This is a genomic window from Gehongia tenuis, from assembly GCF_014384795.1.
Lineage (GTDB): Bacteria > Bacillota > Clostridia > Christensenellales > NSJ-53 > Gehongia > Gehongia tenuis.
Genome location: NZ_JACRSR010000002.1, coordinates 171,003 through 189,931 on the forward strand (window position 1 = coordinate 171,003; position 18,929 = coordinate 189,931).

The window sequence follows — 18,929 nt, forward strand, 5'->3', positions numbered from 1 at the left end:
ACCGCCGAAAGGAGCGGATTATGAACCGTATATTTTGCACACTTTATAAAAATCATAAAAGAGTGGCGGAAGCTTGTGTGCCCATGGATTTTCCCCTTCGGGAGGATACCATGGACAGCGTGATTGCCAAGCTGTGCTACGAACTGGATACGGAAAAGCCCATGATCATGGACAAACATTTCAATGAACTTCAAAATTTTTCGCAGACTCGATTCCGGGCCGATGATTTTATTGACAGCATCAAGTTTGACTACATGCTGCTGGAGATTTTGGAGGACGATAAAAAAAGGAAAAAGCATTCTTAATATCTTCTCCTTTTTCGGGCAATACTAGGGGCAAACGAAAAAGGAGTTGATAAATGTGACGACGCTATCCCTGATTTTGGTTATCATCGGTGCCATCAACTGGGGCCTCGTGGGGCTTTTTCAGTTTGACCTCGTGTCCTTCCTGTTCGGCGGTCAAACGGCACTGGTCAGCCGGATCATCTACACCATCATCGGTGCGGCCGGTCTTTGGAGCATCTCTTTGCTGTTTCGCAAGCACGAGCGCGAAGAGGACCGTGAGCCCGATCGGATTCAGTAACCTTTTTTCCCCAAGACAACAAGCGTTGAGAAACGATTGTTGTCTTTTTTTATAGCCGCTATGGTATAATAAAACAAAAAGGAGGAATCTTCCATGAGGGATTTAATCGATATTCAAAAATCGGAAGCCGTGCTGGAGCAGCTGCGCCATGGCGGCATTTTTTTCACCGTGGCCGAGAACGGCAGGCCCAACACCATGACCATTGGATGGGGCGGGTTTACCATCTTCTGGGGCAAGCCCGTGTTCATCGCACCCATTCGTCCCTCCCGGTATTCCCGTGAGATCGTGGACCGCACCGGCCGTTTCAATCTAAGCGTGCCTCAGGACGGCGTGATGACCAAGGAACTCGCCTATTGCGGCAGTCATTCGGGGCGGGACGGCGATAAATTTAAAGCCCTTCATCTGGCCACCCAGCCCGGGCAGGTGAACGATATTCCCATTCTCGCCGACTGCTCCTTCCACTATGAGTGCAAGGTGCTGCTGCGCCAGCCCACCGACATGTCCCCTCTGCCCGCTGATATCAAGGATCGATTCTATGCTGACGGCGACGATCACATCCTCTACTTCGGTGAAATTTTAAAAGCATACGCCCTTTAACCGAAAATGCCCCGGTTTTTACCGGGGTTTTTTTGTTATGCAGGAGAATGTTCCCATACGATCGAATCTCTTCCCAATATCAAAAAGGAGGCCGATATCATGGAGCCCATCCGTCTCAATGAGTTTTTAAACTATCGCTTCATCTCCGCCCTCGCCCTCGCCCCCGGCGGTGCCCACGCCGCCTTTGCCGTCTCGCAGAGCAACGATCAAAATGGTTATGACAGCAATCTATGGCTGCTTTCCTTGAAGGAGGAGCGAGCCTTTCAGTTTACCGCCTCCGGCAAGGAGAAATCCTTTATTTGGGAGGACCGGGAGACCCTGCTGTTCCCTTCCGGCCGAAAGGATGAACCCCACGGAACCGTCTTTTTCCGCCAGCGTATCGGCGGCGGTGAGGCAACGGAGGCCTTCCGCCTGCCGGTGAAGGTTTCCGCCTTCCAGGGAATCGGAAAGGGGCGGTATCTCATCACCGCCCCTTTCCGGCAAAACCTTCCCGATCCCCTGGATTTTGAAGGCGAAGAGCGAAACGCCGTTTACAAGGCCATGGAAGCCGAAGAGGATTATGAGGTTTTGGACGAGCTTCCCTTCTGGGGCAACGGCAAAGGGTTCACCAACAAACGGCGCAGCCGCCTTTACCTCTATGATGAGACTATGGATAAGCTTTCCGCCATCAGCCCGCCCCTTATGAATGTGGAGGGAATCACGGTTGCCGAGGATTTAACCCGGGCCCTCTATTTCGGCTGCGAATTCGACTCGGTGTGCGACCAGACCGCGGCGGTGCATGAGCTGAATCTTGAAAATCTCTCTGACCGGGTTCTTCTTCCCTCCGGCAGGCTCCACGTGGACGGCGCCTTCTATCTTGGCGGTGCCATCACCCTTTTGGCCACCGATCAAAAACGATACGGCACCAGTGAGAACACCGCCCTCTACCGGCTTCAGCCCGAGAACGGCGGCTGTGCGCTCATATTGGATCCGGACATGAGCTTTGGCAATTCCGTGGGCACGGACAGCCGCCTTTGGGGCGGAATCTCGGCCAAGGCCTCCTGCGATGCCCTGTACACCATCGTTACCGAGCAAAACGCTTCTCGTCTATACGTTTTTCGTGGCGGTGCCCTGCTTCCTCTTACCGCGTCCAAGGGCGCGGTGGACAGTTTTGATGTTGAGGGAGACCGCATCCTCTTCGTGGGCATGCGGGGGATGGGACTTGAGGAAATCTACGCACTGGACGCCCGGACCGGTGAGGAAAAACGCCTTACCGATATCAACGACGCCCTGCGCGGCCGGTACGTGGGCGAGCCCGAGAAACTCTCCTTTACCAACAGCGACGGCCTGTCCATCGACGGCTGGGTCATTCGTCCCAAGGGTTACGATCCCAGCCAAACCTATCCCGCCATTTTGGACATTCACGGCGGCCCCAAGACCGTCTATGGCGAGGTTTTCGTCCATGAGATGCAGCACTGGGCGTCGGAGGGCTACTTTGTGCTCTTCTGCAATCCCCGGGGAAGTGACGGACGAGGCAATGCGTTTGCCGATCTTCGGGGGAAATACGGCAGTATCGATTACCGGGACATCCTGGAATTCACGGATCAGGCGCTGCAGCGTTATCCCGCCATTGATCCCGCCCGGCTGGGCGTGGCCGGCGGCTCCTACGGCGGGTTCATGGTGAATTGGATCATAGGCCACACCGAGCGTTTTGCCGCAGCGGCCAGCCAGCGTTCCATCGCCAACTGGATGAGCAAGACGCTGACCACTGATATTGGTTATTATCATAATATGGACCAAATGGCGGCAACACCCTGGAACGGCGCCGATCGGATGTGGGATTTCTCTCCCCTCAAATACGCCGACCGGGTCAAGACACCCACTCTCTTCATTCATTCGAACGAGGATTACCGCTGCTGGATGGCGGAAGGGCTTCAGATGTTCACCGCCTTGAAGCTCCACGGCGTGCCCGCCCGGTTATGCCTCTTCAAGGGGGAAAACCACGAGCTTTCCCGCTCCGGCAAGCCCCAGCACCGGGTTCGCCGCCTTCAGGAGATGACCGAGTGGTTCAATCATTACCTTAAAGCGTAAAAGAAAAAGCCATGCCTCTGCATGGCTTTTTTTAGTTCTCGAGCCGATCCCGCAGTGCCCAAAGCCCCAGAGCCGGGTTGGGGATAAAATAGACCTCCTCCCCATCCACCCAGTTGATGCCGGGCTTCAGCCTGCCGGGATCGTACTTTTTTGCCAGCATTCCATAGTCTTCAAAACGGATACGGCCCTTAACCGCTTTATCCCTGGACATCCTATCAAGACCATAGGTGACCCTAAAGCGGCCGTCGGGCGAGGAGTGCATCATGTGCGCCGCGACGCCCCGGTTCTGCGCCAACGGCCCAGCGGCGACCAGCGCCAAGGCGCCTTCCGTATCCCGATATCCATAGCGGGTAAGCAGATCGTCCACCTCCCGGTCCTCGCCAAAGGCCTCGATGCCCGGCGCCAGTACGATGAGTTCCCCGCCGTCGGCCATCATCATTCTTGTTCGGTAGATGGCCTTGTTGCCCACCCAGGTGGTGCGGAATTCCCCGGGGTCCATATAGGCCACCACCTTTTTCATGGGCCGGTCCACAAATTCAAAATTGATCCGCTGGGAGAGCCTGGCCGCGGCCTCAAAAGCGCTGCGGCGGTTGTCGAGATAGAAGCCCTTGACAGCCGGTTTGCCTTCGGCCTCACCGACCACCGTCATGGCGTAATAGAGAGGCATATCCTTCAAAAAATGCTCCCCTGCATAATCCAGAACCTTCCGAACCGGCGTGTCGATGCGGCCCAAAATGTTTTCAATGCCGCACACCGCGCCAAGATAGTGGGTGGCGTCGATCATGGCCCGGCCGCCAAGGCCCACAAAAATATTCTTGGAATAGTTGGCCATGCCGACAACCTCATGGGGCACCACCTGACCCAGGGAGAGGATGAAGTCGTAATCCCCATTGATCACCGCACGGTTTACTTCAACGGGAATGGTCTCATTCATCCGTCCGCCGGAGAGCTCCGCCACATAGGCGGCGGGTACCTCGCCGATCTTGGCTACATCCACCCGCCAGCGGTGAAAATGGATCCGCTCCAACGGAATGTCCATACCAAACAGCTGCCGGAGCTCCGCCCGCGTCATCTCAAGGTGGGTCCCAAGAGCGATGATGAAATCCACCGTCATTTCATCCTTCAAACGGCTGTAGATCATCGCGGCGATCCGGCCCGCCCCGCTGTGCAGCCGGGTGATGTCCGGGGGTATCAAGAGGATGCGCCGCATGCCCTTCAGTTTGGGATAGAGCTTCTTTTCAAAGACCCGCTCCAGTTCCTGAAGCTGAATCGCGCCCGCTTCCCGTTCCATGTAGATGCTCTCCACCTAAATCACCCCTTACAGTTTTTGATAAGCTCCAAGATAACGCCGAAACCGCCGTGCATAGAAATCCTTCATCTCCGGATTGGGGTTCACCGTCCGCACCGTTTTGGCCTTAAAGCATGCATAAGCGGGAATCGCTTCCACCGCACGAAGGCCAATGGCCGCCGCACCCATGATGGAGCTGTGGGGATTTTCCCCAAGCTCCAGAGGCATCTGCAGAATATCCGCCGCCATCTGCAGCCAGAAGGGCGAAGCCTCGATTCCGCCGCTGGCCACAATCCGCTCCGGCTTTCCGCTCTCGGTTAACAGGGTGTAGCAGTGGTAAATATTCATCAAAATGCCCTCGAGCAGAGCATAGTAGTGTTCCGCCACCCCATGGCGGCCCTCTACGTCCACGAAACCGCCTCTTTGATCGTCCCGCCAGCCCGGACCCCGTTCCCCATAGAGAAAGGGCAGAAACACCGGCGCTTCGGCCCTGTCCACGCGGACAAGTGCCCGCTCCAGTGCGGCGTAATCGTATCTGCCGCCCAGCAGTGTTTTTGTGAACCACTGGACACAGTTACCTGCGCCAGAGGTAGCGACCCCTGACAGGCGCACATCCTCCGCCATTGCATGGCACCAAAGGTTGGCGGAGCGCGGCAGAATAGGCTTTTGCACCGCCAAGCGGATGGCCCCGCTGGTGCCCACGGAAAAGCTCATCACTCCCGGAGCCATACCCCCCTGACCAATCTGATTCAAGGCGCCGTCGGCGCCGCCCACCGCTACCGGTGTACCGGCAGGAAGTCCCAGATCCTTTGCCGCCTCCTTTGCCATGGGGAAGGCGGCGTGGGGTTCGGTGAGCTCCGGCAGACGGTTCGTCCCAATGCCCATCAGTGCCAGCGCCTGCTCATCCCAGTCCAGCGTATGGATATTTAACATGCCGGAAGCGGAAACAGCGCAGCGGGACGCCACCGGCAGGCCGGTGAACCGCTGGGACAAAAATCCTGTCTGAGTGGTGACCATTTGCGCCCTGTCCAAAAGCTCCGGCCCTTGCTCCTTCAAATGGAGATATTTCCAGAGCCCGAAGGTGCTGTGAACCGGGCAGCCCGTACGGTAATAGATTTCCCAGGCCCTTTTTTCGTCCCTCTTATATCGCTGGGCCGTGGAGGATGCATGGGTGTCCGCCCAGGTCAGAATGGGTGCGATGCACCGGCCGCCGCCGTCCAGCAGTGCCAGGCTGGGCCAAATCCCGCACAGGGAAACAACATCGATGTCCCGGCCCCCTTCGTCCAGAGCCGCCCGGGCGCTTTCCGCCAAGGTTCCATAAACGCCTTCGCCATTTTGAGAGACCACATCGCACACTGTGCCGGGGTAGGCTGTCACCCGCTGGGCTACAATGCCCCGCCCCTCTTTATAGACCGCCGCTTTTGCCGAGGATGTGCTCGCTTCCAATGCCAAGACCTTCAATGCTTCACCCCCACTATATGCTGGTCACGGCGAAGCCGCCGTCCACCGGCAGTACCACGCCGGTAATGAATCCGGATTTTTCACTGTCAGCGAGAAAAAGTGCCGCGCCCACCAAATCTTCCGGTTTACCGAACCGCCCCATGGGCGTATGGGCAAGAACAGCTTCTCCTCGTTTGGTGTATCCGCCGCCTTTTTCCGTGAGCAGATAGCGGTTTTGATCGGTGATAAAAAATCCAGGTGCAATGGCATTGACCCGAATACCGGGATGGACATTCTGGCTCATGTACACGGCCAGCCACTGGGTAAAATTCACTACAGCGGCCTTGGCCGCCCCATAGCCCACCACATTGGTCAAAGGCCGGATCCCTGCCATGGACGCAATATTGATAATGCTGCCAGCGCCCATGCTTTCCATGACGCTGCCAAAAACCTGGCTGGGCAGCACCGTCCCCATGAGGTTGAGATCGATCACGCTCCGCAAATCGTCTTCGGGCAGATCAAAAAAGGAGTGATTCGGACCCGCGGTGGCGCCCGGCCGGTTGCCGCCCGCCCCGTTGATCAAAACATCCACCCGGCCAAAATCGGCTAAAACCTCTGCTCGCACAGCCTCGATGCTTTCTTTTTGCTGGACATCGCAGGGATAGACCCGAGCCATACCGCCAAAAGCCTCGATCGCTTCCGCAATCCTTTGTCCTTTCTCCGGGGTTCGGTTCAGGATCGCAATCTTCCAGCCTTCCCGTGCCATCCCTTTTGCGATAGCGCTGCACAGTACGCCGCTGCCGCCGGTGATCACCGCAATCTGGTCCATACTACGCCTCCCAATCGGTGTGGAAATGGCCTTCCCTGTCCACACGCTCATAGGTGTGGGCGCCGAAATAATCCCGCTGGGCCTGCAAGAGATTGTGGGGCCAGCGTTCACAGCGGATGCCGTCAAAGTAAGTCAGCGCCGCTGAAAAGCTGGGAACACTGACCCCCGCCTCCGCTGCCAGAACAACCACTTGGCGCAGGGCGGCCTCATTTTGCTTCATGATATTTTCAAAGTAGGGGTCCATCATGAGATTCTCCAGTTTAGGATTGAGCCGATAGGCCTCCTTGATGCGGTCCAAAAACTGGGCCCGGATGATACATCCGCCCCGCCAGAGCAGCGCGATATTGCCCAAATTAAGATCCCATTCGTAGAAGTCCGAGGCCTCCTGCATCACATCAAAGCCCTGAGCATAGGAGCATATCTTGGCTGCATACATGGCCTTCCCCAGTCCATCGAGCAGCTCCTCACGTTCCACATTTTGAGCCTTGTCCGGTCTTCCAAAGATGCCGGCCATTTTGAGCCGCACATCCTTCCTCGCGGACATACAGCGGGCAAATACCGCCTCGGCCAGCATGGACGCCGGAACGCCAAGATCCAGCGCCTCCTGAGCGGTCCATTTCCCAGTGCCCTTCTGACCCGCCCTATCCAAGATCACGTCCACGATGGGTTTGTCCGTCTCCGGGTCCTTGCGGCGCAGGATATCCGCCGTAATCTCGATGAGATAGGAATTGAGTTCCCCTTCATTCCAGGCTGAGAATGCCTCGGACATAGCCTTGGCATCCATGCCCAGCACTCGCCTCATCAGATCGTAGGCCTCACAGATGAGCTGCATATCGCCGTATTCGATGCCGTTATGGACGGTCTTCACAAAGTGGCCCGCCCCTTCCGGCCCAATGTAGCCGCAGCAGGGTTCTCCATCCACATGGGCGGCAATCCCCTCCAGGATATCGGCGGCCAGCCGGTAGGCCCGTTTGGAGCCGCCGGGCATGATGCTCGGTCCTTTGAGGGCGCCTTCCTCTCCGCCGGATACGCCCGTGCCCAGATACAGCACACCCTGTTCCCGCAGCCGCTGGGCCCGCCGGATGGTGTCCTTGAAGTGGGAGTTGCCGCCATCGATGATCAAATCCCCAGGCTCCAGCAGCGAAACCAGCGAATCGATCACTGAATCCACCGGCGCACCCGCCTTCACCATGAGCATGATCCTGCGCGGACGTTTCAGCGCGCCCACAAGATCCATCAGTTCAACATAGCCCTCGATGTTTTTGCCCTGGGCACGCCCTTCCATAAACGCCTCCACCACCTTGGCGGAAAGATTATACACCGCTACCCGGAAGCCCTTTGATTCCATATTCAAAGCCAGATTCTGACCCATGACTCCAAGTCCAATCAAAGCAATATCGCACTGACCCATCACAACAGCCTCCTTTTCCATTTCGTCTTCATTGTAACCCAGAGGGAAATCGTTTTCAAGTCATTCTTACAATAAAAAAAGGAGCGTCTCCGCTCCTTTTCATCCATCCATTATTGGAAATAGCGCTCCAGCAGGCCCTTAAATGCACGGCCGTGGCGGGCTTCATCCTTGCACATCTCGTGTACGGTGTCATGGATAGCATCGTAGCCCAGCTTCTTGGCCAGCGTTGCCAGATCCTTCTTGCCCTGCGTTGCGCCGTACTCGGCTTCCACCCGCAGCTGCAGGTTCTTCTTCGTGTCGGCATGAACCACTTCGCCCAGAAGCTCAGCAAATTTAGCCGCATGTTCCGCCTCTTCAAATGCGATACGCTTGTAAGCCTCGGCCACCTCAGGATAGCCTTCGCGGTCCGCCTGACGGCTCATAGCCAGATACATACCCACCTCGGTGCACTCGCCAGTGAAATTTGCCCGAAGACCTTCAACCACCTCGGGATCCACACCCTGGGCCACACCCACACGGTGCTCATCGGCCCACTGCATCTCGCCTTCGGCCTTCTCCATAAACTTATCCCTGGGCGCACCACACTGGGGACACTTGTCGGGAGCGCTGTCGCCCACATGCACATAACCACAGACCTGACACACATACTTTTTCATCTTAGAGATCCTCCTCACTGTTTTTAGACTGCCCTTGGGTTCTATCGAACCTCTTCTTCGATTATAAGACCCAGGCGAAGGCCCGTCAAGGATTTTGTCTAAAATTTAACAATAGTTCAGGACATCTTTTTTTGTATCAGTTCAGCAAGCTCATTGGCCTTGTGCTGAATTTCCCTGCGGTCCTCGCCTTCCACCATCACCCGAACCAGCGGTTCGGTGCCGGATAGGCGAATGAGCACCCGGCCCTTGCCTTCCAAGCTCTTCTCCAGCCTATCAATCTCCCGCCGGATATCCACATCGGTCTGCAAAAACTCTCTGCGGTCCGTATTGATCCTGATGTTGACCAAAACCTGGGGCAGCTCTTCCATGCACTGATCCGCCAGCACGGAAAGCCGTTTCTGCTTTCTGACCATGACGGAAATCAGTTGTACCGCCGTCAAAAGGCCATCGCCTGTCGAGTTATGATCGAGGAAAATCACATGGCCCGAGGCCTCGCCGCCCAAACAGTAGTGGTCCTGACACATCCGCTCCAAAACGTAGCGATCGCCCACCTGGGTGCGGATAAACTGGATGCCCGCTTCCCTCATCGCAATCTCAAGGCCCATGTTGCTCATGACCGTACCCACCAGCGTGTTGCCCTTAAGAGCGCCCCGTTCCTTCAGGTCCAGGGCACAGATGGCCATCACATGGTCGCCGTCCACCAGCCGGCCCCGGTCATCCACCGCTATGAGGCGGTCCGCGTCGCCGTCAAAAGCCAGGCCAATATCAGCACCCAGCTCCTGCACCAGCTGCTGCAGCCGTTCAGGATGGGTGGAACCGCACAGGTCATTGATATTCGTGCCGTCAGGCTCGTTATAGAAAGCATGGACCGTGGCGCCCATATCGGCCAGCGTCCGCGGGGCCACGTAGGAGGCCGCGCCATTGGCCGCATCCACCACGATGGTCATGCCCGCCAGGTCCGCCTGGGTGGTGGCCTTGACAAATTCCATGTAGTTGTCCGTGGCATTGCGCATGATGATGCTCCGCCCCACATGAACGCCTACCGGCCGCGGCAGATCGTCCTCTGCCTTCACCAGCGCTTCAATCCGGTCCTCCAAGGCGTCGGGCAGCTTGAAGCCGTTGCCATCGAAAAATTTGATGCCATTGTATTCGACCGAGTTATGGGAGGCGCTGATCATCACACCGGCGTCCATCTCATAAAGGCGGGTCAAATGGGCCACTGCCGGCGTCGGGAGCACCCCTACCAGCGCCGCCGTAGCACCTGTGGAGCAGATCCCCGCCACCACCGCCGCTTCCAGCATATTTCCTGAAATACGGGGATCCCGTCCCACCAAAATCGTGGGCTTATGAGCCCCGTCCGTTAAAACGTTGGCGCCGGCCCGTCCAATCCGATAGGCGAGCTCACAGGTCAGCTCTTCATTGGCCACTCCCCGAACCCCGTCGGTTCCAAACATTCTTGCCATATACGATCCACCTCACAGCTTTTTAACGATCAGAATCCTGCGTTCTGCAAATACTCCTCGGCCTGCCGAATGGCTTGAGCCCCCTGGGCGGCCGCCACCACGATTTGACGGAACTCACTGTCCAGCGCATCCCCGGCAGCAAAAACACCGGGAATATTGGTCCTGAAATCCTTATGGAAGGGAATGCTTCCATTCTCTCTCAGCTCAATGGTACCCTGCAGCCATGCCGTCTGCGGCTTGGTGCCCACGGCGATGAAGATGCCCTCCACCGGCAGATCCTCCGCCGTCTGGTCATCCACCCGCTCAATCCGGAGGCCCTCCACTTTCTCTCCGCCCAGAATCTCCTTGGGCGTATAAGGTGTGCAGAACTTTACATTGGGAAGTTTCTTCACACGCTCCACCAGCACAGCGCTGGCCCGGAACTCATCCCGGCGGTGTACCACATAGATCTCCTTGCAAAACCTCGCCAGATACTCGGCATCTGTGAGCGCCGTGTTGCCGCCGCCCACCACAGCCACCTTCTTATCCCGGAAGAAGGCGCCGTCGCAGGTTGCGCAGTAAGAAACGCCCTTGCCCCGAAGTTCCTCCTCACGCTCCAGCCCCAGCGTCTTGGGCGTGGCTCCAAGGGCCAGGATCACGGTTCTTGCCTCATAGGTTCCGCCATTGCCTTCCACCTTCCGAATTTCTCCCTCCTGGGAGAGACGGATGGCCGTATCATAGATGGTTTCCGCACCAAAACGGCGGGCCTGTTCCTCCATGGCCATGGCTAAATCGATACCCTTGACGCCTTGCGGGAAGCCAGGATAGTTCTCAATCATATCCACGTTGGTGATCTGCCCCCCGGCAAACATCTGCTCCAGAATAGCGGTGGAAAATCCCGCACGGGCGCCGTACAAAGCGGCGGTAAGACCTGCGGGTCCGCCGCCCACGATCAAAATATCATACATGCTGCTGATCTCCCGATTCATTCGTATTCCCCGGAAAACGGGGTTTCTATTATTATACAACACCGTCGGAGCTTCTAGCCACCATCCCATAAAAAAAACGCGCTGAGTGCGCGTTTTTTTGGGAATCTTTAACGTTTGGAGAACTGAGGCGCACGACGGGCGGCCTTGAGGCCGTATTTCTTACGTTCCTTCATGCGCGGATCACGGGTCAGGAAGCCCGCCCGCTTCAAGGGAGTCCTCAGTTTATCATCGGCCTTCAGCAAAGCGCGGGCGATACCATGACGGATCGCACCAGCCTGACCGCTGAGACCGCCGCCGCTGACGTTCACCAGAACATCAAAACGGCCTTCAAGCTGGGTCAGCGCAAGAGGCTGACGAACGACCATCTTCAAGGTCTCCAGATTGAAATAATCGTCAATATCCCGTTTGTTGATCACAATCTTGCCATCGCCGGGAACCAAACGCACCCGGGCAATGGAGGTCTTTCTTCTACCGGTTCCGTAATACTGCACCTGAGCCATCTGCCGTCCTCCTTACACGATGTCCAGCACTTCGGGCTGCTGAGCCTGATGATCATGCTCACTGCCTTTGTATACCCGAAGCTTCTTAATCATATCCCGTCCCAAGCTGTTCTTGGGAAGCATGCCGCGGATCGCTTCGTAAACGGCAACGTCCGCCTTCTTCTCCATCATCTGGCGGTACACCGTCTCCTTCAGACCGCCGGGATAGCCGCTGTGACGGCGGAAAACCTTCTGATCCAGCTTTTTGCCCGTCAGCACAACCTTATCCGCGTTGAGAATGATCACGTGATCCCCGCAATCCACATGGGGAGTATATTCAGGTTTATTCTTACCGCGCAGAACCGCCGCAACCTGGCTTGCCAGACGTCCCAGGACTTTGCCCTCGGCGTCCACCACGTACCACTTGCGCGTTACGTTCTGAGCGTTAGCCATATACGTTTTCAAATGCCTTCCCTCCTAAGGATGATGTCAGTCGGACACGAACGCTGGTCTACATTCGTTCCAGTATTGTCCGGGAAACGGGGCTGAATCCCGGAATAACGCCATATTATTGTATCTTACCCCTCACGGCCTGTCAAGATGTTTTGTCCCATTTTAGCCTCGGAATAGCAAACATGGAGCAAAATCAGCCCTTCCGGCGCTGCGGTGGGGCCCAAAAGGTCCCGGTCCCCCCGCACGAGCGCATCCTCCAGAACCTCCGGCTTCAGTCTGCCCTTTCCAATCTCAAAGAGCGTACCTGCAATGATGCGGACCATATTGTATAAAAAACCGTCCGCACTGATCCGCACGACCACGAAGCCGTCCTCCCGTAGTACCCTGAGTTCCGTGACCGTGCGCACCGCGCTTCGCACCGGCCGGCCCGTGGACTGAAAAGCGGAGAAATCATGGGTGCCCACCAGCTTTTGACCGGCCCTGTCCATGCACTGCACATCCAGCTTTCCCTGCACAAACCCGGCCGTGCTGCGAAATACCGCCGAAGGCACGGTCCCATTCCAGGCCCTGTACTGATAGGTCTTGCCCAAGGCATCATAGCGTGCGTGAAAGCCGTCCAAAACCCGTCTGGATGCCGTTGCCCGCACATCCCCGGGCAATGTCCCATTGAGCGCCAAAAACAGTTTCTCCGGCGGAATGGGGCCTGCATAGTCAACATGGGCGCACTGTCCCAGGGCATGAACGCCCGCGTCGGTCCGTCCCGCACCGGTCAGCCCTGAAAAATGCCCTGGAAGCTTCTCTAAAGCCTCCTCCACCGCCTGCTGTACGGCGTAGCCGTTTTTCTGGCGCTGCCAGCCGCAGTAATCTGTGCCGTCGTATTCCAGGTTAAGCAATATGCGCATGACTACACCCCATACCGAAGGAACAGGATAGCCGCCACGAACAAAGCGGTGACTCCCATGGCGATGCAGTCCGCCTTTTCAACCTTATACACCTTCATGCGGGTGCGTCCCTCACCCCCATGATAGCACCGGGCCTCCATGGCCATAGCCAGCTCGTCGGCCCTGCGAAAGGCGCTCACGAACAGCGGCACCAGCAAAGGCACCAGGGCTTTCGCCCGCTGAAGCACATTGCCGCTTTCAAAGTCCGCACCCCGGGCCATCTGCGCCTTCATGATCTTGTCCGTCTCCTCCAGCAACGTAGGGATGAAGCGAAGCGTGATGCTCATCATCATGGCAAGCTCATGGGCAGGAAATCCGATCCTCGCCAGCGGCGACATCAGCCGCTCCAGCCCATCGGTGAGATTGATGGGTGAGGTGGTGAGGGTGAGCACCGAGGTGCCCATGATCAAGTAGATCAGCCTGAGGGCCAGAAATACCGCTTGGAGCAGCCCCTCCACCGTCACATGAATAAACGCCCAGCGAAAAAGGGTCGTCCCCTCGCCGCCAAAGAGCACATTGATGACAAAGGTAAGAGCAATGAGGAAGATCAGCGGTTTGATGCCCCTCAGCAAAAACCGCAGCGGAATATGCCCCAAGGCAATCACGACAGCCAGGTATACCGTCACCACGGCGTAGCCCGCAAAACTATTTACGAAGAATAAAAATACGATGAAGGCAATGGCCAGCACCAGCTTCACCCGTGCATCCAGACGGTGAATCACCGAATCGCCCGGCAGATATTGGCCCATGGTGATGTCTTTAAGCATGGCGCGCCTCCCACTCCCGGGCGATGGCCGCCACCGTCTCCTCCAGGTCAAAGATGCCCTGAGGCAGATTCCAGCCCGCCTTCCGCAGGCGGCCCAGCAACTTCACCGTCTGGGGCACATCAAGACCCAGCCGGATCAATTCTTCGTCCCGGGAAAAGATCTCCGCCGGCGTGCCCACCATGGCCACCTTTGCGCCGCTCATCACCACCACAGTATCGGACAGTCTTGCCACGTCCTCCATGCTGTGGGAAACCATCACCACCGTGTTCTCCCCCTTGCGGTGAAGGCTCTGCACCATGGAGAGTATTTCATCGTGGCCCCGGGGATCCAGACCCGCTGTGGGCTCGTCCAAGATCAATACGTCGGGCCGCATGGCCAGCACGCCGGCAATGGCCACCCGCCGTTTCTGCCCGCCGGACAGTTCGAAGGGCGACACGTCCTTGTATTTTTCATAGTCCATGCCCACCGCAGTCAGCGCTTCTTGAACCCGTTCCTGAGTCTCCTCCCTGGACAGGCCCAGATTTTTGGGCCCAAAGGCTATGTCAAGAGCAATGGTCTCCTCGAAAAGCTGGTATTCCGGATATTGAAAGACCAGGCCCACCTTGCGCCGGAGCTCCTTCAGGGAGCCTTCCTTCTTGGGACCGATGGTGTATTCCCCCACCCGGACCACGCCGGAGGAGGGGCGCAGAAGGCCGTTCAAATGCTGAATAAGCGTGGACTTTCCGGAACCGGTGTGGCCGATAATTCCGATGAATTGGCCTTCCTCCAGCAAAAGGTCCACCTGCTCCAGGGCGATGGAGGCCATGGGCGTGCCCGCCATATAGACGTGGCTGACATGATCTAATCGGATGGGCATAGGGCATCCACCATCTCTTCCAAATCAATAATATCGGGGGAAAGGGGCATTCCCCTTCCCGCAAGGCCCCGAGCCACCTGGGTCATTGCCGGCAGGGTGAGTCCCATCTCCCGAAGCTCGGTCTCATGGCGAAAGATCTCCCGGGGTGTCCCCGTGAGCTTTACTCTGCCCTGGTCCATGACCAGAACACGGTCCGCTCTGGCCACCTCCTCCATGAAATGGGTGATCAGAATCACCGTAATGCCCTCCTCGCGGTTTAGGCGCATCACCGTGTCCATGACCTCCTGACGTCCGGAAGGATCCAGCATGGCCGTGGGTTCATCCAAAATCAATATCCGGGGACGCATGGCAATCACTCCCGCAATGGCGATGCGCTGCTTCTGGCCGCCGGAAAGATTGTGCGGCGCCGAAGCCGCATAATCCTCCATATTGACCCAGGTCAGCGCCTCATCCACCCGCCTGCGGATCTCGCCTGGCTCCACCCCCAGGTTTTCCGGGCCAAAGGCTACGTCCTCCTCCACCACGGCGGCAACCAGCTGATTGTCCGGATTTTGAAAAACCATGCCTGCCATCTGACGGATCTGGAGAACCTTGTCCTCCTTTGCTGTATCCATGCCGCCCACCAGTACCGTGCCCGATGTGGGCACAACAAGGGCGTTCATCAGCTTGGCAAGGGTGGACTTTCCGGAACCGTTGTGTCCAATGACTGCCAGATACTCCCCTTCTTCCACCTCAAAGGAGACATCCTCCACCACCGGCAACGGCTGCTCCTTACGGTAACCGAAGGATACCTGTTGAACCTGCAAAATGGGGTCCATAGGGCAACCTCCTTTCAAACGACAAAAGGGGGGCCGGTTGCATTCGCCACCAGTCCCCCATTCCATTTGGTCTACCTACACCAGCTCAAGGATGACCACTTCCGCGGCGTCACCACGCCGGGGGCCCTTCTTGATCATGCGGGTGTAGCCGCCTCCCTGACCGACTTCCTCCATACGCTTCTTGTATTTCGGGCCGATCTCGCCCATCAGCTTCTCCACCACGGGATGATTGATGGTGCGGGTGCGTTCGCGGTACTCGAGCTTGGTTTCCTTCGCCTGCTTGGCTTCCGGCACATCATAGAGATACGCCATCATCTTGCGCCGGGCATTCAAGCGGGACGGGAGGTCCTTACGGGTCTCGATGTCCACGGTCTGTTGCTTGTCATTGTTCTTCTGCACCACGGCCTTCTCGAAGTTGTCACACTCCTTGATGGCCAAGGTGATGAGTTTTTCAGCGATGCTCTGCACTTCCTTCGCCCGCGCTTCCGTCGTCTCAATGCGGCCGTTCCAAACCAAGGAAGTGACAAGCCCGCGCAGCATGGCCTTACGTTGATCCGCAGGCCTGCCCAATTTACGATAACCTGGCATACAATTCTCCTCCTAGCCTACTCGTTGCTGCTTTTCAGAGACAGTCCCAGAGCGGCAAGCTTTTGCTCCACTTCCTCCAAAGACTTTCTCCCTAGGTTGCGAACCTTCATCATTTCCTCCTCGTTGCGCTGCACCAGCTCCTCGACGGTGTTGATGCCCGCCCGCTTGAGGCAGTTGTAGGACCGAACGGACAGATCCAGTTCCTCAATGGCCATCTCCAGGATCTTCTCCTTCTTGTCCTCCTCCTTCTCGACCATGATCTCCACGTTGTTGACCTGATCGGTGAGATTGATGAAAAGCGAAAGATGTTCGCTCAAAATCTTGGCGCCAAGGCCCACTGCCTCATCGGCCTTGATGGAGCCATTGGTCCAGACTTCCAAAGTCAGCTTGTCGTAATCGGTAATCTGTCCCACCCGGGTGTTCTCAACATTGAAGTTCACCTTGCGGATAGGCGTAAAAATGGAATCCATGGGCAGCTCGCCAATGGGATTATCCGGAGACTTGTTCTTATCGACACCCACATAGCCCCGGCCCTTCTCCAAGGTGATCTGCATATCCAAATGGGCTTCTTCGTTGAGCGTTGCAATGTGCAGCGAGGGGTTGATGATCTCAACCTCCGAATCCACGGTGATGTTCTCCGCAGTCACTTCACACGGTCCGTCAGCCTTCAGGGTGACCGTCTTGGGCTCATCGCTGTAAAGCTTGGCGGAGAGCTGCTTGAGATTCAAAATGATCTCCGATACATCTTCCGTCACTCCCGGAACCGTGGAAAACTCATGCAACACGCCTTCGATACGCACCCTGGTGGGGGCCACGCCCGGCAACGAACTCAAGAGCACCCGGCGCAGGGAATTTCCCAGCGTAATGCCAAAACCCCGTTCCAGCGGTTCAACCACAAATACGCCGTGGCTGCCATCATCTTCCATCTGCACGCATTCGATTTTGGGCTTCTCAATTTCTATCATGCTGGCAAACCCTCCTTCACATTCATTCCATCGAGGGCAGTCATATTACCTGGAGTAAAACTCCACGATCAAATGCTCTGCAATGGTGATATCGATATCCTCACGCTGCGGCAGGCTCAAAACCTTACCGGCAAGATTGGCATTGTCCAGATCCAGCCACTTGGGCACGGAAGTGGAGCCATTCTCGCGGAGAGCCTTGAAGTTCTCCATATCCTTGGAGGCGTCCTTGATCGAAATCACATCATCCACTTCCACCAACTGGGAAGGAATGTCGGCCTTTTTGCCATTGATGGTGAAATGGCCGTGCATGACCCACTGACGGGCCTGCGCCCTCGAATCGGCAAAGCCAAGGCGATAAACCACGTTATCCAGACGGCGCTCCAACAAGGAGAGCATGTTCTCGCCGGTAACGCCCTTCATGCGCTCAGCCATCTCAAAGTATTTCCGAAATTGGGATTCTAAAACCCCATAGATGCGGCGGGTCTTCTGCTTTTCCCGCAGCTGAATACCGTATTCCGACTGTTTCCTTCTGGACTGCGCGTGCATTCCAGGCGGTACAGGACGCTTATTAAAGGCGCACTTCTGCGAATAGCAGCGATCGCCCTTCAAAAAGAGTTTGGCCCCCTCCCTGCGGCACAGCCGGCAAACGGAACCTGTATATCTAGCCATATGTTCGGAACCCTCCTATCGGTTAGACTCTTCTACGCTTGGGCGGACGGCATCCGTTGTGGGGGATAGGCGTCACGTCCTTGATCATGTTAACTTCTAGGCCCGCGGCCTGCAGGGAACGAATGGCGGCTTCACGGCCGGATCCCGGTCCCTTCACATACACTTCCACGCTGCGAAGGCCATACTCCATAGCCGCTTTCGCAGCGGTCTCCGCAGCCACCTGGGCGGCGAAGGGCGTGCTCTTCCTGGAACCACGGAAACCCATACCGCCCGCACTCGCCCAGGAAAGAGCGTTGCCCTGCGTGTCGGTGATGGTCACAATGGTGTTGTTAAAGGAAGAACGAATATGGGCAGCACCACGCTCAACGCGTTTGCGGTCGCGGCGCTTTCTGACGGTTTTTTTCATCTTGGGCTTTGCCATAGATTAACGACCCTCCTCGATTACTTCTTCTTCTTACCGCCCACCGTCTTCTTGGGACCCTTGCGGGTACGGGCGTTCTGCTTGGTGCTCTGTCCGCGCACAGGAAGACCCCGGCGATGACGGATGCCGCGATAGCAGCCGATCTCCATAAGACGTTTGATGTTCAAAGCGGTTTCACGGCGAAGTTCGCCTTCCACCTTCAGTTCTTTGTCAATGTATTCCCGAAGCTTACCCACATCGCTCTCGGAAAGATCGCGAACACGGGTATCCGGATTGACGCCGGTGGCCTCAAGAATCTCGTTTGCACGCTTACGGCCAATACCCAGAATATAGGTTAAGCCGATCTCCACCCGCTTTTCATTGGGCAGATCAACGCCAGCAATACGTGCCATATTTGTCTACACCTCCAGCATAGCATTTTTGTTATGCGTCTCTGCATCGAATAAAACCGCACGAATCCCGTCCCAGGCCGATGCAGTAACCTTTTCGGGCAGCCGCATCCGTGCAGCATTCTATTCAATCCTCAGCCTTGCTTCTGCTTGTGCTTGGGATTTTCACAGATTACCATCACCCGGCCCTTACGGCGGATGATCTTGCACTTCTCACAAATGGGTTTTACCGACGGCCGAACCTTCATGAAATGGTCCCTCCTCCTCGTTTGTTTGCGT

The 18,929-nt window shown here is 56.7% G+C and carries 23 protein-coding genes; 4 read left to right on the forward strand and 19 right to left on the reverse strand.

The features are described from left to right. Window positions 1-20: 20 nt before the first annotated feature. The 4 genes from H8696_RS06845 to H8696_RS06860 all read left to right on the forward strand — a co-directional run bounded on the left by H8696_RS06845 (window position 21) and on the right by H8696_RS06860 (window position 3,249). Complete coding sequence (locus tag H8696_RS06845; RefSeq protein ID WP_249316185.1) at window positions 21-305, forward strand: hypothetical protein; 285 nt, start codon at window positions 21-23, stop codon at window positions 303-305. A 55-nt stretch (window positions 306-360) separates the two neighbouring features. Beyond that, window positions 361-582: a DUF378 domain-containing protein gene (locus tag H8696_RS06850; RefSeq protein ID WP_249316186.1), complete on the forward strand. Its 222-nt coding sequence runs from the start codon at window positions 361-363 to the stop codon at window positions 580-582. 93 nt (window positions 583-675) lie between these two features. Beyond that, window positions 676-1,179 (forward strand): flavin reductase family protein, encoded by a 504-nt coding sequence (locus H8696_RS06855; protein ID WP_249316187.1) that lies wholly within the window; start codon window positions 676-678, stop codon window positions 1,177-1,179. 99 nt (window positions 1,180-1,278) lie between these two features. Further along, on the forward strand, window positions 1,279-3,249 hold the full coding sequence (locus H8696_RS06860; RefSeq protein WP_249316188.1) for a S9 family peptidase: 1,971 nt from the start codon (window positions 1,279-1,281) through the stop codon (window positions 3,247-3,249). 31 nt (window positions 3,250-3,280) lie between these two features. Here H8696_RS06860 and H8696_RS06865 read toward each other — a convergent pair whose 3' ends face one another. The 19 genes from H8696_RS06865 to rpmJ form a co-directional block, all read right to left on the reverse strand. Continuing rightward, window positions 3,281-4,555: a lactate racemase domain-containing protein gene (locus H8696_RS06865; protein ID WP_249316189.1), complete on the reverse strand. Its 1,275-nt coding sequence runs from the start codon at window positions 4,553-4,555 to the stop codon at window positions 3,281-3,283. Between the two features lie 12 nt (window positions 4,556-4,567). Continuing rightward, on the reverse strand, window positions 4,568-5,998 hold the full coding sequence (locus H8696_RS06870) for a gluconokinase (protein ID WP_249316190.1): 1,431 nt from the start codon (window positions 5,996-5,998) through the stop codon (window positions 4,568-4,570). 13 nt (window positions 5,999-6,011) lie between these two features. After that, window positions 6,012-6,806, reverse strand: coding sequence for an SDR family oxidoreductase (locus H8696_RS06875; protein WP_249316191.1), 795 nt, complete (start codon window positions 6,804-6,806; stop codon window positions 6,012-6,014). 1 nt (window position 6,807) lies between these two features. After that, window positions 6,808-8,217: an NADP-dependent phosphogluconate dehydrogenase gene (gndA, locus tag H8696_RS06880; protein ID WP_249316192.1), complete on the reverse strand. Its 1,410-nt coding sequence runs from the start codon at window positions 8,215-8,217 to the stop codon at window positions 6,808-6,810. Between the two features lie 110 nt (window positions 8,218-8,327). Then, window positions 8,328-8,873, reverse strand: coding sequence for an NADH peroxidase (locus H8696_RS06885; RefSeq protein WP_249316193.1), 546 nt, complete (start codon window positions 8,871-8,873; stop codon window positions 8,328-8,330). Between the two features lie 116 nt (window positions 8,874-8,989). Beyond that, window positions 8,990-10,336 (reverse strand): phosphoglucosamine mutase, encoded by a 1,347-nt coding sequence (gene glmM, locus H8696_RS06890; RefSeq protein ID WP_249316194.1) that lies wholly within the window; start codon window positions 10,334-10,336, stop codon window positions 8,990-8,992. 29 nt (window positions 10,337-10,365) lie between these two features. Continuing rightward, window positions 10,366-11,283, reverse strand: a complete 918-nt coding sequence (gene trxB, locus H8696_RS06895) for a thioredoxin-disulfide reductase (protein ID WP_249316195.1) — start codon at window positions 11,281-11,283, stop codon at window positions 10,366-10,368. Between the two features lie 128 nt (window positions 11,284-11,411). Next, entirely contained in the window at window positions 11,412-11,804 is a 393-nt protein-coding gene (gene rpsI, locus H8696_RS06900) for a 30S ribosomal protein S9 (protein ID WP_249316196.1), read from the reverse strand. Window positions 11,805-11,816: 12 nt separating this feature from the next. Continuing rightward, a complete protein-coding gene (rplM, locus tag H8696_RS06905; protein ID WP_249316197.1) occupies window positions 11,817-12,248 on the reverse strand; it encodes a 50S ribosomal protein L13 in 432 nt (143 codons plus the stop codon). Window positions 12,249-12,361: 113 nt separating this feature from the next. Beyond that, window positions 12,362-13,138 (reverse strand): tRNA pseudouridine(38-40) synthase TruA, encoded by a 777-nt coding sequence (truA, locus tag H8696_RS06910; RefSeq protein WP_249316198.1) that lies wholly within the window; start codon window positions 13,136-13,138, stop codon window positions 12,362-12,364. Between the two features lie 2 nt (window positions 13,139-13,140). Next, window positions 13,141-13,944, reverse strand: coding sequence for an energy-coupling factor transporter transmembrane component T family protein (locus tag H8696_RS06915; protein WP_249316199.1), 804 nt, complete (start codon window positions 13,942-13,944; stop codon window positions 13,141-13,143). Beyond that, window positions 13,937-14,800: an energy-coupling factor transporter ATPase gene (locus H8696_RS06920; RefSeq protein ID WP_249316200.1), complete on the reverse strand. Its 864-nt coding sequence runs from the start codon at window positions 14,798-14,800 to the stop codon at window positions 13,937-13,939. The genes H8696_RS06915 and H8696_RS06920 overlap by 8 nt, the downstream gene beginning before the upstream one ends. After that, entirely contained in the window at window positions 14,785-15,618 is an 834-nt protein-coding gene (locus H8696_RS06925; protein ID WP_249316201.1) for an energy-coupling factor transporter ATPase, read from the reverse strand. Before H8696_RS06925 ends, H8696_RS06920 begins: the two co-directional genes overlap by 16 nt. A 75-nt stretch (window positions 15,619-15,693) precedes the next feature. Next, complete coding sequence (locus H8696_RS06930) at window positions 15,694-16,206, reverse strand: bL17 family ribosomal protein (protein ID WP_249316202.1); 513 nt, start codon at window positions 16,204-16,206, stop codon at window positions 15,694-15,696. Window positions 16,207-16,223: 17 nt separating this feature from the next. Further along, window positions 16,224-17,171, reverse strand: a complete 948-nt coding sequence (locus tag H8696_RS06935) for a DNA-directed RNA polymerase subunit alpha (protein WP_249316203.1) — start codon at window positions 17,169-17,171, stop codon at window positions 16,224-16,226. A 45-nt stretch (window positions 17,172-17,216) separates the two neighbouring features. Continuing rightward, window positions 17,217-17,840, reverse strand: a complete 624-nt coding sequence (rpsD, locus tag H8696_RS06940; RefSeq protein WP_249316204.1) for a 30S ribosomal protein S4 — start codon at window positions 17,838-17,840, stop codon at window positions 17,217-17,219. A gap of 22 nt (window positions 17,841-17,862) precedes the next feature. Continuing rightward, window positions 17,863-18,261, reverse strand: coding sequence for a 30S ribosomal protein S11 (gene rpsK / locus H8696_RS06945; protein WP_249316205.1), 399 nt, complete (start codon window positions 18,259-18,261; stop codon window positions 17,863-17,865). Between the two features lie 20 nt (window positions 18,262-18,281). Further along, complete coding sequence (rpsM, locus tag H8696_RS06950; RefSeq protein ID WP_249316206.1) at window positions 18,282-18,653, reverse strand: 30S ribosomal protein S13; 372 nt, start codon at window positions 18,651-18,653, stop codon at window positions 18,282-18,284. A 131-nt stretch (window positions 18,654-18,784) separates the two neighbouring features. Then, window positions 18,785-18,898, reverse strand: coding sequence for a 50S ribosomal protein L36 (rpmJ, locus tag H8696_RS06955; protein ID WP_003448032.1), 114 nt, complete (start codon window positions 18,896-18,898; stop codon window positions 18,785-18,787). Window positions 18,899-18,929 lie beyond the last annotated feature (31 nt).